Below are 16293 nucleotides of genomic sequence, written 5' to 3'. Positions count from 1 at the left end.
AATCTAATTTATAGCAGAGTCTTTTTATAGAAATTCGTGTAATGAAGGGAATACTCTTCTTTTGGGATGAAAGGTAAAAAAGGTTTTCCGGATGATTCTATAAATTTTGTTAAACTTGAAGACACTTTATCTGAAGCAATTATTACACCATCTGAATGCTTTACAGCCGACATGATGAGGTTTTCATAATTAGGCACTTCCAGTTCAGAAACAGCCTCTTGCGGCACACCGTCAAATTTAACTTTAGACAATAATTCTGAATCTAAATTTCCATCGAAAGATTGTGCATAAACCGAAGTTATAATTTTAGTTTCCGAGAATAAGGCTTCGTCTTTGTAATAGTGTTTCATGTAAATAGGCAACAAAGAAGCCAACCAGCCATGAACGTGTATAATATCGGGAACCCAATTTAATTTTTTTACGGTTTCTACAACCCCTTTGGCAAAAAATATTGCTCGTTCATCATTGTCTGGATAAAGTGTTCCGTCTTCGTCTGTAAAGGTAGCTTTACGTTTGAAGTACTCATCGTTATCAATAAAATAAACTTGAATTCTTTCTTTGGGTATAGAAGCCACTTTAATAATCAAAGGCATATCCAAATCATTCACCACCAAGTTCATTCCCGAAAGCCGAATTACCTCATGCAATTGATGTCTTCTCTCATTAATATTCCCGTATCTTGGCATAAAAATTCGAATCTGCCCTCCTTGATCATTAATCATTTTCGGAACATCATACGACATAATTGAAACTTCATTTTCTGCTAAATAAGGTACTACCTCAGATGATACGTACAATATCCTCTTATCCTCCATATTGATTCGAACTTTATCTTTTAATTTATAAAAACAGGCAAAATTACAAAATATTATGCAGATATTTAAGTAAAATAGTAAGTTTGCACCTTAAACCAAGAAAAAGATATGCTCATTTTCAAGAAACAAAGCACGCTAAAGGAGCATTTAATGCCCATTTGGGACACCCGAAAAACGATAGGTTTTGTTCCTACCATGGGGGCTTTACACGAGGGACATCTGTCGCTATTGGCTCAATCTGTTTTGGAGAATGAAATTACAATAATCAGCATTTTCGTAAATCCCACTCAATTTAACAACCCGGAGGATTTAAAAAATTACCCGCGTACTTGGGAAAGGGATATAAAAAAAGTGGAGTCTGTCAATTCTCAAATTTTAATTTATGCTCCCGAGGTAGATGATATTTACGGAAGTGAAACCAAATCGGAATCGTTTTCTTTTGATGGTTTGGAACATGAAATGGAGGGAAAATTCAGACCCGGACATTTTGATGGAGTTGGCACCATTGTAAGTCGCCTATTTGAAATTATAAAGCCTACCAAAGCCTATTTTGGTGAAAAAGATTTTCAACAACTTCAAATTGTGAAAAAACTGGTAGAGAAGCAAAAATATCCCATTCAAATCATAGGATGTCCTATTTTTAGAGAATCAAACGGATTGGCAATGAGTTCACGGAATGAGAGATTGACCTCAACAGAGAGAAGTGATGCTGCACTCCTTTTTAAAACCCTTCAAAACGCAAAACAATTATTTGCCCAAAAAAGCATAACTGAAGTACGTAAGTTTGTACATCAAACTTTCTCCAACCATCCAACGTTCACTTTAGATTATTTTGAAATCGCAAGAGAAGACACGTTAAAAACCTCAAAACGTAAACACAAAAACGTCAAATACAGAGCTTTCATTGCTGTTTTTGTCAACAACATTAGATTAATTGACACCATTTCATTAAATTAATTACCTTTGTGCCATGCAAGTTCAAGTTGTTAAATCCAAGATTCACCGCGTAAAGGTGACTGGAGCAGATTTAAATTACATAGGAAGTATTACCATTGATGAAGCATTAATGGAAGCTTCAAACTTAATTGAAGGTGAAAAAGTGTCTATTGTTAATATCAACAATGGAGAACGTTTGGAGACTTATGTTATCAAAGGAAATCGCAATAGCGGTGAAATTACTCTAAATGGCCCCGCAGCACGCAAGGTTCAAAAAGGGGATATTATCATCATTATTTCATACGGAATTATGGATTTTGAAGAGGCTAAATCCTTCAAACCTTCATTGGTATTCCCGAATGAAACAGACAATTCTTTAACTTAAATCGAGAATTGAAAGCAAAAATTGGCAAATGGCTTTCCATTTTGTTGCCCATTGTTTTGGGATTGGGTTTGGTTTTATACACCTACTTTAAATTTACCCCAGAACAATTAGAGGAAATCAAAATTCAGTTTCAAAATGCCAATTATATTTACATCTACATTTCATTACTCATTAGTGCTATAAGTCTTTGGTCTCGCGGATACCGCTGGAAGTATTCGTTGGCTCATTTGGGTTATACTCCCAAAATTTCCACCAACGTAATGGCTGTGTGCATTGGGTACTTTGTCAATATGTCGGTTCCCCGGTCTGGCGAAGTTTCTCGTGCTCTTCTCCTCAAAAAATACGAAGATGTTCCTTTTGATAAAGCCTTTGGAACTATTATAGCAGAACGCATAGTTGACTCCATTTTTCTACTTTCGTTCATAATTCTGGCCTTCTTTTTGGAATTTGACGTGCTTCAACAATTTGTTTTAGATAAAGTTTCCTTACAAACCCTTTCTCTTATTGGTATTCTTGGAATTTTAGGACTAATATTGAGTTTTTACATTTTGAAGTATTCAAAATTTCGTTGGGTTATCCTTTTCAAAGAAAAAATAGCAGGACTCTTAGACGGCGTATTGAGTATCTGGAATATGGAAAACAAATGGGCTTTTATAGTACACTCATTTTTAATTTGGGCGTGTTATTTCTTCATGTTTTATATTACTATTTTTGCTTTACCGGAAACCAGCAACCTTGCTTTGAGTACGGTAATCATTGCCTTTATTGTGGGAGGCCTTGCCATTACCCTAACCAATTCGGGATTTGGAGCCTATCCTTTCTTAATGTCTGAAATTCTTCTCTTGTATCAAATCCCTGAAACCGCAGGAACCGCGTTTGGATGGATGGTTTGGACATCACAAACCCTAATGGTTGTTATTTTGGGTACACTCTCATTTTTATTGCTGCCAATTTTAAACAAAAACAAATAAATTAGTATATTGCTACACATTGCAACTGCTAGACTTTGGACTAATTTTAAAATAGGCACATGATGAAAATTTACTTAAAACTCGTTTTGGCTTTTCTTGCCCTAAATTTATATGCTCAACCGCAAACTGAAGTTTTCTCTTCAAAAAAATTAGGCGTAGACCGCGAATTTTATGTGAAACTTCCCGCTTCTTATGGCAAAGACAAAAACCAAAAATTCCCTTTAATGATTATTTTAGACGGCGAATATTTGTTTGAACCCATTCAAGGGGCTCTCAAATTTGGCAATTATTGGGATGATTTGCCTGAAGTTATTATAGTTGGAATCAATCAAAACAAAAACGAAGAACGCTATGCGGATAGTGAATATGATGAAGAAAACGGTGTGCCTCATGAAACCGGTGCCGCTTTTTTTGAGTTTTTAGGAACCGAATTGGTCCCCTATTTGGAAAAAAATTACCGTATAGCTCCTTTCAAAATAGTTGTAGGTCATGACACTACGGCCGGTTTTGCCAATTTTTATCTCTACAAAGACAATCCTTTATTTGACGCCTACATCATTTTGAGTCCGGAATTGGCACCCGATATGGAAACACGAATTGCCGATCGTCTCAATACTATTCCAAAAAATATTTACTACTATTTGGCCACTGCAGATGGAGATTTGAAAAAAATGCAAGATCGAATAAATGCTTTAGATGCCAATATTAAGAATATAAAAAAAGAAAGTTTATCGTATAAATTTGATTCTTTTATAGGTGCCTCGCATTATTCCTTGGTATTACATGCTATACCCAATGCTTTGTATCATTTTTTCTCGGTGTACCAACCTATTACAACGACCGAATTTAATGAGAAAATTGTAAAATTAGAGTACGGCTATGTAGAATATTTATCGAAGAAATACGAAACTTTGGAAAAATCATTAACTATTAAAATGCCTATTCGTTTGAATGATTTCAAAGCTATTGAAGCGGCAATTTTAAAAAACAAAGCCTACAATGAGTTTGACGAACTCTCTATTTTAGCTCGTAAACATTATCCGAAATCCATGTTGGCCGACTACCATTTAGCTTTAATGTATGAGAAGAAAGAAGATTTTAAAAGAGCTCAAAAATATTACATCAGTGCTTTCCAAAAAGAACCTATTGGTGACTTAAATAAAGACATGATGTTTGACAAATCGGAAGAAATGAAACAACAAATGAAGTAATGGCAAAAATCAAAACTTCTTTCTTTTGTCAAAATTGCGGTACCCAATATTCCAAATGGCAAGGCCAATGTCATGCTTGCAACGAATGGAATACTATTGTGGAAGAAGTGATTCAAAAAGAAGAAAAAACGGCTTGGAAACCCACCTCTGAAATAAAAAAAGCTCCCAAACCCCTACGAATTAAAGATATTGATTCGACTCAAGAAATTCGTTTGGATACTTCCGATGGCGAATTAAATCGAGTGCTAGGTGGCGGATTAGTACCCGGTTCTTTAACGCTTTTAGGTGGTGAACCCGGTATTGGAAAAAGTACGCTTTTGTTGCAAATTGCTTTAAAATTACCTTATAAAACTCTATATGTTTCCGGTGAAGAAAGCCAAAAACAAATAAAAATGCGTGCCGAACGGATTGAAAACAGATATGAAAACTGCTTCATTCTCACCGAAACCAAAACGCAAAACATCTTCAAACAAATTCAAGAAATGGAACCGGAGATTGTAATCATCGATTCCATTCAAACCTTACACACCGATTATATCGAATCGACTGCCGGAAGTATTTCGCAAATTCGCGAATGTACCGCAGAACTTATCAAATTTGCCAAAGAAACCAATGTACCTGTTTTGTTGATTGGACATATTACGAAAGACGGAACCATTGCCGGACCCAAAATTCTGGAACACATGGTGGATACCGTTTTGCAATTTGAAGGTGATCGCAATCATGTTTACCGAATCCTGCGTTCGCTTAAAAACCGTTTTGGTTCAACGGCAGAAATTGGCATTTATGAAATGCAAGGTTCGGGTTTGCGAGAAGTAGCCAATCCATCAGAAATATTAATATCGCATAAAGACGAAGAACTTTCCGGAACGGCAATTGCTTCCACTTTAGAAGGCATGCGACCCTTGATGATAGAAATTCAAGCTTTAGTCAGCACCGCCGTTTACGGAACACCACAACGCAGCACGACGGGTTACAATGCGAAACGATTGAATATGATTTTGGCGGTTTTAGAAAAACGTGCCGGTTTCCGTTTGGGAGCCAAAGACGTTTTTTTAAATGTTACGGGTGGCATTTCGGTGGATGATCCGGCTATTGATTTGGCCGTAGTGGCTGCCATTCTATCCTCCAACGAAGATATTCCGGTTGGGAAAGATTTTTGTTTTGCCGGAGAAGTTGGTTTGGCAGGCGAAATTCGTCCTGTAAACCGTGTAGAGCAACGCATATTGGAAGCCGAAAAATTAGGTTTTTCGACGATTTTTGTTTCGAAATACAATAAAATTTCGCTGAAAGAAACCCTGATTCAAGTGAAATTAGTAGCAAAGATTGAGGATGTAGTGGGGGAATTGTTTGGGTAAACTACTTGAATTTTTTCAAAAAGTCCTCTTTATAACCTCCCGAAATTTCAATCTCCGTTTCATCAAAAAGAGTGACATAACCGCCTAACGATTTGTGATACGATTTCACAAAATTCAAATTGATGATGTGCGATTTATGTACACGCATAAACGGAAATTCCAACAACTCATCAAAATGTTTTAAAAAACGGCAGACCATTTTTTTGGTTCCGTCGGCCAAATGAATATCGGTAAAGTTGCCATTGCCTCGCAAACGAACAATTTCTTGCATTTTCACCACTTCAAAACCTTCTACAGTAGGTAAAATAACTTGTTGCTTCTCGATTTTGGGTTCGCGGAAGTTTTGTACAATGATTTGATTTCGATTGAATAATTCCTGCTTCATCAATTGTTGTTGCACTTTGTTTACGGCCAAAATCAATTCTTCAATGCTGATGGGTTTTAGCAAATAATACGCGGCACTTTGGTTTAATGCTTTCAACGAATATTCGGAAAAAGCGGTAACAAAAATGGTTTCAAAATGCAAATCTTTACATCCCTCCAACACATCAAACGCATTACCAAAAGGCATTTCTACATCCAAAAAAACCAATTGCGGTTGCAGTTCGTGCAACAACGGAATCGCTTCTCGACTGTTTTGTGCTTCGCCAATGATTTCAATTTGCGGACAATATTTTGCCAAGTAGTTTTTCAACGCTTCGCGAGCCGCCGATTCATCTTCGACAATGACACTTTTTATTTTTTGAAAATCGTTCATGCTCCTTTAGTGGTTTTAGAAAAATAAAGTGTGACTACCGTTCCGTTTCCATCGGTTCCTGAAGAAATGGAATAGGAAATTTGTTGCTGATATAAATCGTTCAACAAATTAATCCGTTCTTCTACATTGTTCAAGCCTCTCGATTCGTGCACTTTTTGGTTTTGGGTTTTCAACTCTTTGCTTTTTTCAACACCAATTCCGTCATCTTCAATCAAAACTTTAATCAACTGATTGTCTTCTGTAAAAGTCACTTTCAATTTTCCTTTGGTTTCTCGGTAACGCAAACCGTGCCAAATGGCGTTTTCCAAATGGGGCTGAATCAACATATTTGGAACCCAAATCGCATCGGCATCCAACTTTTCATCTATTGCCATTTCATAGTTAAATTTGTCCTGAAAACGCAAATGTTCCAAATCCAAATACTTCTTAATTTGCTCTAATTCATTGGTTAACGTGATAAAATCTTTATTCGATGTTTCCATCATATTTCGCATCAAATTGGAATACGAAGTCAAATATTTATTGGCTTCCAACTCATTGTTTTGTGCAATAAACTGATTCACGCTATTCAAACTATTGAAAATGAAATGCGGATTCATCTCTCTTCGCAACGATTGCAACGCAATTTTTTTGTTTTTGGTTTTGATAGAAAACAACGCTTTTGCAATTAATCCCAATAAAATTAACATCAAAATCACGGAGCCAATCAAGACATAATTGAATTTATTTTTCTTCGTAATCAACTCATCTTTCAACGCACGTTCTTTCTCCAGCTGTTTGATTTTTTCTTCCGTTACTTGAAAAATTTTTGCGTCTACAAGTGAGCTATCCGCTTGAATCATACGATCAAAATCATTCAAAAATTGGTCATACAATTCAATCGCTTTGGCTTGATTGCCTTTTTCTCGATAATAATCCGAGAGAGCGAGCATCGCTTTTTTGGCATCCAATGTGCGTCCGTTTTTTAACGCCAGATTATAGGTTTCTTTTAATAATCGTATGGCCTCGTCTTGGTTTTCATTTTTAAAATACAAATTGGCCAACGTTTGCTGTTGTTCAATTTGTTGCGAAACACTTCCTATTTTTTCCGCTTCCGAAATGGTGTTTTTGGTAATTTCAATCGCTTTATCCAAGTTGTTTTCCGAAGCATAGACTTTCGAAATCTCACTTTTTATTTTCAGAACTTCTTCCGGTTTATCTTTGGAAACAGCAATGGCTTTTTCATAATTTTCAATAGCCCTTCCTTTGTTTTCCGATTTTAAATCGACTACCGCTTTTTGTTTGTAAGCTTCGGCTGCCTCTTCCTTTTTACCTTCCTTTTCTAAAATTTTAATGTTTGAATCCAAATAATCGGCTTGCACTTTCGGACTTGTGTTTTGCAATCTACTTGCGTCATTCAAGTTCATTCGTGAATATCCCACATCTACCGCTTCTTCACTTGCCGATTGGTAGTTTTTGATGGCGTCCGGAACTTTATTTTGTTTTTCTTGAACTTGAGCAATAAACCGAATAGTACTGGCTATTTTATCTTTGTTTTTTTGTTTTTGATAAATTGGCAATGCTCTTTTTAGATAGTCTTCCGCCTTAGCGAAATCTCCTTTTTTATCTAAAATTTGGGCAAGTTCTACATATTTATCCGCTGTACTTTCCGGATTACTTTTAGACAATGTTTGCTCCACTTCCTTGGCTTTTTTGCTCACAGAAGATTTATTCACTTTGGTTTTGATGCTGTCTTGAGCCATCATGACCAAAGGAAAAAACATGGCTAGTAGTACTATTTTAAATCGGATAACCATCTCATTTGTATTACAGTGTAAAGTACGAAAATTAATTTGGGTTTAAAAAACGATTTCACCAAGTGAGAAATGGTTTTCACCAAGTGGTCTAAAGTTGAACAACCTTAGAAATTAATTTTATCCAAAATTTAAAACCACAATCTTATGAAAAAATTAGTTTTCTCCCTTACTTTACTCACTTCGATGGTGATGTTTAGTTGCGAAAAGAAAATCAATACGGTTACTATTGATGCCAACACAAGCGGAAAAACCATTCAAAATCCGGAAGAGACCACTGCCAAAGGAACCATTCAAGTAGCTTTACTGTTAGATACGTCCAACAGCATGGACGGACTGATTGAACAAGCCAAATCCCGTTTGTGGAATATTGTAAATACCTTAACCACATTGAAATTTGAGGGTAAAACCCCCGATATTGAAATTGCATTGTATGAATACGGCAACAGTGGTCTAAGCCTGGAATCAAATTACATCCGTCAAGTAATTCCTTTAAGTACAGACCTGGATTTGATTTCAGAAAAACTTTTTGCTTTGCGAACCAATGGGGGTAACGAATATTGCGGAGCAGTAATTCAAGATGCTACTCAAAAACTCACTTGGAAAGACGGACTAGAAAACATGAAACTCATTTACATTGCCGGAAATGAACCGTTTACACAAGGTAGCATAAACTACAAAGAAGCCATTTCTGATGCGTTGAAAAAAGGCATTTATATCAACACCATTCATTGTGGTGGTTATGAAGAAGGCATTCGTGGCTTTTGGAAAGACGGAGCCGATGTGGGACAAGGCAAATATTTTAACATTGATTCTAATGCCAAAGTTCGCTATATCGTGACGCCCTATGACGACCAGATTTCGCAATGCAATGTGCGGTTAAACAAAACGTATATAGGTTACGGTTCTATGGGCACCGAGAAAAAAAGGGCTCAAGAGGTGCAAGATGCCAATGCTCAATCCATTTCGGGAGCCAATTATACCGAACGAGCCGTGAGTAAATCTAAAGCCGTGTATAAAAATGAAAGTTGGGATTTGGTAGACAAAGCAAAAACTGACAGCAAAGCTTTAGAGAATTTAAAAAACGAAGAGCTCCCGGCTGAATTAAAGAACAAATCGAAAGAAGAAATTAAAACCATTATTGCTCAAAAAACTAAAGAGCGTGAAACCATTCAAAAAGAAATGGATGAACTGTCCAAAAAACGCCAAGCTTTTATAGACGAAGAGTCCAAAAAAACCAAGTCACAAGACGATTTGGGTAATGCCATAACAACTTCTATCTATAGTTTTGCCAAAGCCAAAGGATATGTTGTAGTAAACTAATGGTGTAAATATGTCATAAAACCGTCTCGAAGCGATTTGAGACGGTTTTTTTAGTTAAGGTTTTTAAATTAAAATACCCTCACATATTTTACTGATGTCCTTGTAATCATTTAATCATTTTGAAAACTCTATTACTTTTATTGTTATTATCTGTAATGCTTAAAAAATATACCCCAGTAGACAAATGCTCTAAATTATCTAACTTTATAGTTTTACCGTTAGAAACTATGGTATAGTTTTTTATTTGAGATCCAATAGAATTATATACTTCAATATTCAAATCTTCAATTTCATTTGACAAATTGATATAAATTTCATTAATAAATGGATTAGGATAAACCGTCGTTGTACTAATTTTATCTTTCTCTAAATCGAGATTTTCAATATTTACTATTATTGAATTATATTCTGATTCACCACATGCATTAACTCTTTTTGCTCTTAAGACATGCTGTCCCTCCTCAGTCCAATTTATAGTTGCTGTATAGAATGATGTGTTTGGCTGAGTAATTAAAACTCCCCCTGATAATAACTCCCAAGTAGTTTCAGAAAAAAAATCAACTGGTATAAAATAATCTTCTGTGCTTTCTACAACAGGATTTCTATTGCCAAAAATAATTGGTATTTTAGGGGTGTACGAAATCAATCTTTCTATTTTTAGGTGGTCCTTACTGTATAAAATCAATTCATTATCCATTTCATTGTACAGCCAGTTTTTACCACAAATTTGACAAAATTTTTCTTGCCATGATTGACCTTGATTATTTGTTGTGATGAGATAAGGAAAGAAATCTGAAACATGCAGAACCCAATTATTATCATCTAAAATCATTAGTTCATTTTCATTTATGTAAACGCTTCCATTTGGGTGAGTAAAAGGAAATACTGAATATGTATTTTCATTAAGATCGATTTTAAAATAACTATTTCCTCCTGTTGAAACTATTGCAAAGTCACTCCCAAAAAATGTATTTATAGCAAAAGCCCCAAGATCAACGCCGTTATTATCAGGAATATTAACAATTTGAGTCCATGTTTGTCCTGAATCTAAAGACTTATATAAAAAGTAATCATATTCCGTGGGCCAATTGTCCATTTGACCCCAAGCATATATTTCTTCAAGAGATTTAAATTTATAATTATAAAATGTCCCGTTATTATGAATTGGCAGATTAAAGGGTGTCCACGTCTGACCCTTATTTATGGAATAGTAATATAATAAACTTCCGTAATCATAAAAGATAAATGTTGTTTCATCTAAGCTACTTATAGACTGATAATCTGGCTGAGCATTATCCGGAATTACAACTATGCTTTCTGACCAAGTTAAACCATAATCAAATGATTCAACGAGTTTTAATCCTTCCTGAGGGTTAATCCCGTTAACCTGAGTTAAATATGATATATAAGAGTCTTCTACATATAAGATTTTTCCTGTTTTTGTTTGTTCTTCAGCTATTTGACTCCAAGAATTACCATTATCAAATGAAATGTGTACAAATAAACCAAACGAATCCCAATCATAACTTTTAAAATTATCTACAATACTTGCTGTGAGTATATTAGGATTATTTCTCATTATTGTTAAACCATTATTTGAAACACCCTCTAAACTTTTAGCATTGAATGAATCTAAAGTTTGATAACTAATCCCTGAATTAATTGTTTTAACAATTTTTCTACCGTAATCGCCTCTATAAAAGCCACCGCCTACCAATACGGCCTTATTGTCTTCATAAAAGCAAATATCATTTAAAAACCCTAAATCTTCTTCCAAATCAGTATGTGTAATAGTATTACTAACTACATCAAATTTAACTAGTTTAGAAGTGCTAAAATCTCCATTTTTAATTTGTGCGTATAAGTAATTGTTTCGAATTTCAAATTCACCTGTTGCCAAACAATAACTATTTTCCGTTAAACAATCAAATTCACTTACATAAATCCAATCATCTCCAAAATTATTTGATTTGTATAATTGTGCTGAACTTGCAAAATCATCGAGAGTCATATAAACTTCGTTATCAATACTTTTAATATTGATTATAATTCCATCATTTTGAGGATATTGTATTTGTACCCAATTTATTCCTCCATTAGTTGTTTTAAATAAACTATTCCTTTTCCATAAAAAACCTATGCTTTCATTTATAAAATGTATTTTACAAATTTTTATTTCATTTGAACCAAAGTTCAAATTACTAAAAGTTAAAGATGTCTGAACATTTATCCAAGTATTTCCGCCATCTGTAGTCTTGTAAAATAATAAATTTGTTTCACCAAAATTAAACCCAACTAAAAATCCAGTTGTGTTGCTAATAAAATCTACTGAAGTTAAACTCTCTCTGCCATCATATTCAACACTTCTTTCTTGCCATGTTACTCCCTTATCATTTGTCAGAAGAATATGTCCGTTAAAACCAACTATTATTGCAGAATTATTATCAATAATCTTGGTATCCAATAGAGGAAAGTTAAATATCGTTCTGAAATCTGGTAATCTATAATCTGACCAAGTATTTCCTCCATCTTGAGTCATCATTAGTTTAGCTCCACCAATTCCGTAACCAAAATTATCATCCCAAAAATTTACTTTTTCAATACTTTGTGAAATAATTTCTGAATAATTACCGCATTGACTATGAGAAAAGTTTACTGATAAAAAAACTACTAAAAAAACAAAATTTTTGATTTTCATAAATAAAATACAATAGAAATTTATAAATAATGCCTTCATTGAACAAATTATGTTTGTGTTATAATAATTAATATTTTGTAAAATACTGTTGTAAAATTAAAAAAATTTTCTTACATTTTATATTATAATATTATATATTGATTTTTCTAACTCAGTATATGAAATCTTTGACCCCCATAGTTGTCTTTTTTGGGTCTATTTTAGTACGAAGAAAATAGTTTTCGAATAGTAGGTCGATATTCACAAAATAAACAGAAAAACATTTTCTAAAAAACACTTAAATCTTGCATGATGTAACAACTAATGCTAACCCATTCTTAATTAACACTATTTATATTTTTTTACTAACTTTACTCATCCAAAACCAAAATACCATGAAAAAACTTTTACTCCTAAGTATTCTCACATTTTCCTTTGCTTCTTTTGCTCAAACCATCGGGTTACAAACCTTTGCGTCGGGTTTTTCGAGTCCGGTAGCGATAGTCAATGCCGGGGATTCTCGTTTGTTTGTGGTGCAACGTGGCGGTGCGATTCGAATATTAAATTCGAATGGAAGTATTAATGCAACCAACTTTTTAACTTTGACAACTTCCACCATTGTATTTGGTGGTGAAAGAGGTTTGCTGGGTTTGGCTTTTCACCCCAATTATGCTACAAATGGTTATTTTTATGTAAATTATACTCGTGCCAGCGATGGAGCTACCGTCATTGCTCGATACAGCGTAAGTGCCAATCCCGATGTGGCTGATGCCAACAGCGGATTGGTTTTATTGACTATTGCTCAGCCTTTTAGCAATCATAATGGTGGATCTTTAGCTTTTGGCCCTGATGGCTATTTGTATATTGGAATGGGAGATGGCGGTAGTGGTGGTGATCCTAGTAATTACGGTCAAAACATTAATTCGTTATTAGGTAAAATGTTGCGAATAGATGTAGATGGCGGATCACCTTATGCCATTCCGGCCGGAAATCCTTTTGCCGGAGCAACACCCGGAGCCGATGAAATTTGGGCGGTGGGCATGCGAAATCCCTGGAAATTTTCATTTGACCGATTGAATGGTGATTTATGGATTGCCGATGTGGGTCAGAATGCCATTGAAGAAATTAACCAAGCTCCACTAACAGCCGCAGGATTGAATTACGGATGGCGTTGTTATGAAGGCAATGCTGTTTACAATAGTTCAGGATGTGGTCCAATTGGAAACTATACATTTCCGGTAGCCCAATATACCCACACAGAGTCCGGTGGTTGCTCGTTAACCGGTGGTTATGTATATCGTGGTTTACAATATCCCAATTTGTTTGGAAAATATTTATTTTCCGATTATTGCAATAATAGAATTGGTTACATACAAAATGGCACCATCGTTTGGACGCCCAACTCATTTGGCGGAAATATTGTTTCGTTTGGAGAAGATATTAACGGAGAGTTGTATGTAGCCGGAATTTCAAATGGAATTATTTCCAAACTAGTCGATTTATCGTTAGCTACCGATGAATTTCAAAAAAAGGGATTGAGTTTATTTCCAAATCCCACACAACATTCGTTTACTTTGAAAAACTCAAATCTTTTAGAATTGAATGAGTTGCATGTTTTTGATAGCACGGGAAAAAAAGTACTATCTCAAATGATACATGGCACCGAATTAAACGAAATTTCAGTAGCCCAGCTTACTCCCGGATTGTATTTTGTTTCTGTACAAGAGGTTAACGGAGCTCATTTTACAAGTAAATTGATGGTGAAGTAAACCGTAATTGCTTTACCTCAACGTTTTCATTCCGTAGGAATCTGAATTATAAAAGATTGTTACGGAATGACCATTTTATGGAGGAATTGTTTTTCTTTTTGTACTAAAACGTTTTTGATTCCTTTTTTCATATTGTGTGAAAACAGCGATTGAGATTCCTCCTTTGTCGGAATGACAATATTGTGAAAACTGCGACTAAAAACTCATGGAGCCGGATTGGGAATCATTTCATGAATTTTTTCGATTTCTTTTACAATTTCAGGTGAAAGTAAAATTTCGTGTGAATCTATATTTTCTTTTAATTGTTCCAAAGAGGTTGCCCCTATAATTGTACTCATTACAAATGGTTGTTGCTGTACAAAAGCCAAAGCCATTTGCGTTAAAGTTAAGCCGTAACTGTGAGCCAATTCTTGGTATAATTTAGTTGCTCTTGTAGCGTTTTCGGAAGTGTAACGTGTAAATTGTGGAAACAAACCTATACGGGAATTGGGTTGCGTTCCGTTTAAGTGTTTGCCCGATAAAATCCCAAAACCTAACGGAGAATAGGCCAATAAACCTATATTCTCTCGCATGCAGACTTCGGTTAAACCAACTTCAAACAACCGATTTAACAACGAATACGGATTTTGAATGGTGGCAATACGGGGTAAATTGTGTTTTTCGCTTTCGCTGATAAATTTCATAACCGCCCATGGAGCTTCATTAGAAACACCGATGTGTCTAATCTTTCCCGACTTGATGATTTCATCATAAACCGCTAAAACTTCGGCAAAATTTTCTTTCCAGTTGGTGTCAATTTCGGTCAAACCTCTTTTACCAAACATATTCATTACCCGTTCCGGCCAATGCATTTGGTATAAATCTATATAATCGGTTTGAAGGTTTTTCAAACTTAAATCTACGGCCTCCTTAATACTTTTGGCAGAAAAATCTAAGGGTTGACGAATGTATTCCATACCTCGATTGGGCCCGGCAATTTTGGTAGCAATGACCAAATCGTCTCGCTTTCCTCTATTTTTTAACCAACTTCCGATAAATCGCTCGGTACTTCCTAGGGTTTCTTTTCGGGCAGCTATGGGGTACATTTCGGCGGTATCAATAAAATTAATTCCCCGAGAAACGGCATAATCCAATTGTTCATGGGCTTCACTTTCGGTATTTTGTTCACCAAAAGTCATGGTTCCCAAACAGATTTTACTGATTTTAATGTTGGTGTGGGAAAGGGTTGTGTATTTCATTTTGAGGGATTAAGGGACTTAGCGTTAAAGAGGCTAAGTTACCATTGAAAAACCTTGCTAACCTAGCCTCATAATGACTCAGAACCTGTTTTTATAATTCATTCAACATTTTAGAAATTTCATCTAATTTTGGTGTCAAAATAATTTCGATACGTCGGTTTTTGGCTTTTCCTTCTGCGGTTTCGTTAGACGCAATTGGAGCAAATTCGCCTCTTCCGGCAGCTGTTAAGTTCTCTTTATTTATCCCTTTGTTTTCAGATAAAATCGTCACTATAGCTGTAGCTCTTTTGGTAGACAAATCCCAGTTGTTTTCGACACCGCCACCAATTGAACCTAAAATTTTATCGTTATCGGTGTGTCCTTCAATCAAAACAGAAATATCCGGATTTTGAGCCAATACTTTACCCACTTCTACTACGGCTCTACGTCCTTCTGAGCCAACCGCCCAGCTACCCGTTTGAAAAAGTAATTTGTTCTCCATAGAAACATAAACTTTTCCATTTTTTTGATATACGGTTAGTCCTTTGCCTTCAAAGCTATTCAGGGCTTTTGAAAGAGTTTCTTTAAGTTTTCGCATGCTTTCCTCTTTGGCGGCAATCATACTCTCCAATTCATTTACTCTTTGCGAACGATCTCTTAAATCGGCTTGCAATTTATTTAATCGTTCTTGCTCTGCGGCCAAAGCTTTTTCTTTGGCATCCAATTGAGCCAATAATTCTCTATTTTTCTTCATATTTGCTTGCAAAGCATCGTCTGAATTTTTTTCTAGAGCGGCATACGAAGCTTGAAGCGTCTTTAAATTATTTGACGCAGCGGCTAAATCACTTTGCAATTTGTCGCGTTCCGATTTGATTCGGGCTAATTCATCCTGATTGGATTTTAAATCGGTTTCCAATTTCGATTTCGCTTTAGCCAAAGCATCATTTTGATCTTCTAAATCACGTTGTTCTTTTTTGAGTGCAGCATATTTGCTTTCTAATTCGTTGTACACTTTTTTTGATACACAAGAGGAAATCAACAAGGTCACTGTTGCTAAAAGAAAAATTTTCTTAGTCATAAA

13 protein-coding genes are annotated in these 16293 nt (G+C 35.2%); 7 read left to right on the top strand and 6 right to left on the bottom strand.

What is annotated here, in order from left to right:
- Nucleotides 1–8 precede the first annotated feature (8 nt).
- Nucleotides 9–815 (bottom strand): glycogen/starch synthase, encoded by an 807-nt coding sequence (locus V7M80_RS03725; RefSeq protein ID WP_333694114.1) that lies wholly within the window; start codon nt 813–815, stop codon nt 9–11.
- Between the two features lie 108 nt (nt 816–923).
- Here V7M80_RS03725 and panC point away from each other — a divergent pair, with 108 nt between their 5' ends.
- Genes panC through radA form a run of 5 tightly spaced genes read left to right on the top strand, consistent with a single transcriptional unit; the run spans nt 924 to nt 5676 of the window.
- Nucleotides 924–1772, top strand: coding sequence for a pantoate--beta-alanine ligase (gene panC, locus V7M80_RS03720; protein ID WP_333694113.1), 849 nt, complete (start codon nt 924–926; stop codon nt 1770–1772).
- A gap of 13 nt (nt 1773–1785) precedes the next feature.
- Nucleotides 1786–2136 carry an aspartate 1-decarboxylase gene (gene panD, locus V7M80_RS03715; protein ID WP_333694112.1) on the top strand — a complete coding sequence of 117 codons (351 nt, stop codon included), beginning with the start codon at nt 1786–1788 and terminating at the stop codon, nt 2134–2136.
- Nucleotides 2137–2144: 8 nt separating this feature from the next.
- Complete coding sequence (locus V7M80_RS03710) at nt 2145–3107, top strand: lysylphosphatidylglycerol synthase transmembrane domain-containing protein (RefSeq protein ID WP_333694111.1); 963 nt, start codon at nt 2145–2147, stop codon at nt 3105–3107.
- Nucleotides 3108–3166: 59 nt separating this feature from the next.
- Nucleotides 3167–4318: an alpha/beta hydrolase gene (locus V7M80_RS03705; RefSeq protein WP_333694110.1), complete on the top strand. Its 1152-nt coding sequence runs from the start codon at nt 3167–3169 to the stop codon at nt 4316–4318.
- A complete protein-coding gene (gene radA, locus V7M80_RS03700; RefSeq protein WP_333694109.1) occupies nt 4318–5676 on the top strand; it encodes a DNA repair protein RadA in 1359 nt (452 codons plus the stop codon). Before V7M80_RS03705 ends, radA begins: the two co-directional genes overlap by 1 nt.
- 1 nt (nt 5677) lies before the next feature.
- On the opposite strand, the gene V7M80_RS03695 is transcribed toward radA, so the two are convergent.
- Nucleotides 5678–6433 (bottom strand): LytR/AlgR family response regulator transcription factor, encoded by a 756-nt coding sequence (locus tag V7M80_RS03695; RefSeq protein WP_333694108.1) that lies wholly within the window; start codon nt 6431–6433, stop codon nt 5678–5680.
- A complete protein-coding gene (locus V7M80_RS03690; RefSeq protein ID WP_333694107.1) occupies nt 6430–8196 on the bottom strand; it encodes a tetratricopeptide repeat-containing sensor histidine kinase in 1767 nt (588 codons plus the stop codon). Before V7M80_RS03690 ends, V7M80_RS03695 begins: the two co-directional genes overlap by 4 nt.
- A gap of 177 nt (nt 8197–8373) precedes the next feature.
- On the opposite strand from V7M80_RS03690, the gene V7M80_RS03685 reads away from it, so the two are divergent.
- A complete protein-coding gene (locus V7M80_RS03685; protein ID WP_333694106.1) occupies nt 8374–9549 on the top strand; it encodes a vWA domain-containing protein in 1176 nt (391 codons plus the stop codon).
- A 106-nt stretch (nt 9550–9655) separates the two neighbouring features.
- Here V7M80_RS03685 and V7M80_RS03680 read toward each other — a convergent pair whose 3' ends face one another.
- Entirely contained in the window at nt 9656–12286 is a 2631-nt protein-coding gene (locus tag V7M80_RS03680) for a T9SS type A sorting domain-containing protein (RefSeq protein ID WP_333694105.1), read from the bottom strand.
- Between the two features lie 335 nt (nt 12287–12621).
- On the opposite strand from V7M80_RS03680, the gene V7M80_RS03675 reads away from it, so the two are divergent.
- Nucleotides 12622–13995 (top strand): PQQ-dependent sugar dehydrogenase, encoded by a 1374-nt coding sequence (locus V7M80_RS03675; protein WP_333694104.1) that lies wholly within the window; start codon nt 12622–12624, stop codon nt 13993–13995.
- Nucleotides 13996–14198: 203 nt separating this feature from the next.
- Here V7M80_RS03675 and V7M80_RS03670 read toward each other — a convergent pair whose 3' ends face one another.
- Together V7M80_RS03670 and V7M80_RS03665 are read right to left on the bottom strand one after the other, a co-directional pair.
- Nucleotides 14199–15233: an NADP(H)-dependent aldo-keto reductase gene (locus V7M80_RS03670; RefSeq protein ID WP_333694103.1), complete on the bottom strand. Its 1035-nt coding sequence runs from the start codon at nt 15231–15233 to the stop codon at nt 14199–14201.
- Between the two features lie 91 nt (nt 15234–15324).
- The gene (locus V7M80_RS03665; protein ID WP_333694102.1) at nt 15325–16290 is read right to left on the bottom strand and encodes an OmpA family protein; all 966 of its coding nucleotides are present in this window, start codon (nt 16288–16290) and stop codon (nt 15325–15327) included.
- Between the last annotated feature and the right edge of the window lie 3 nt (nt 16291–16293).

The organism is Flavobacterium sp., from assembly GCF_036759525.1.
Taxonomy (GTDB): Bacteria; Bacteroidota; Bacteroidia; order Flavobacteriales; family Flavobacteriaceae; genus Flavobacterium.
Note: the sequence above shows the minus strand (reverse complement) of the source record. Positions and strands in the feature narration are given on the sequence as shown.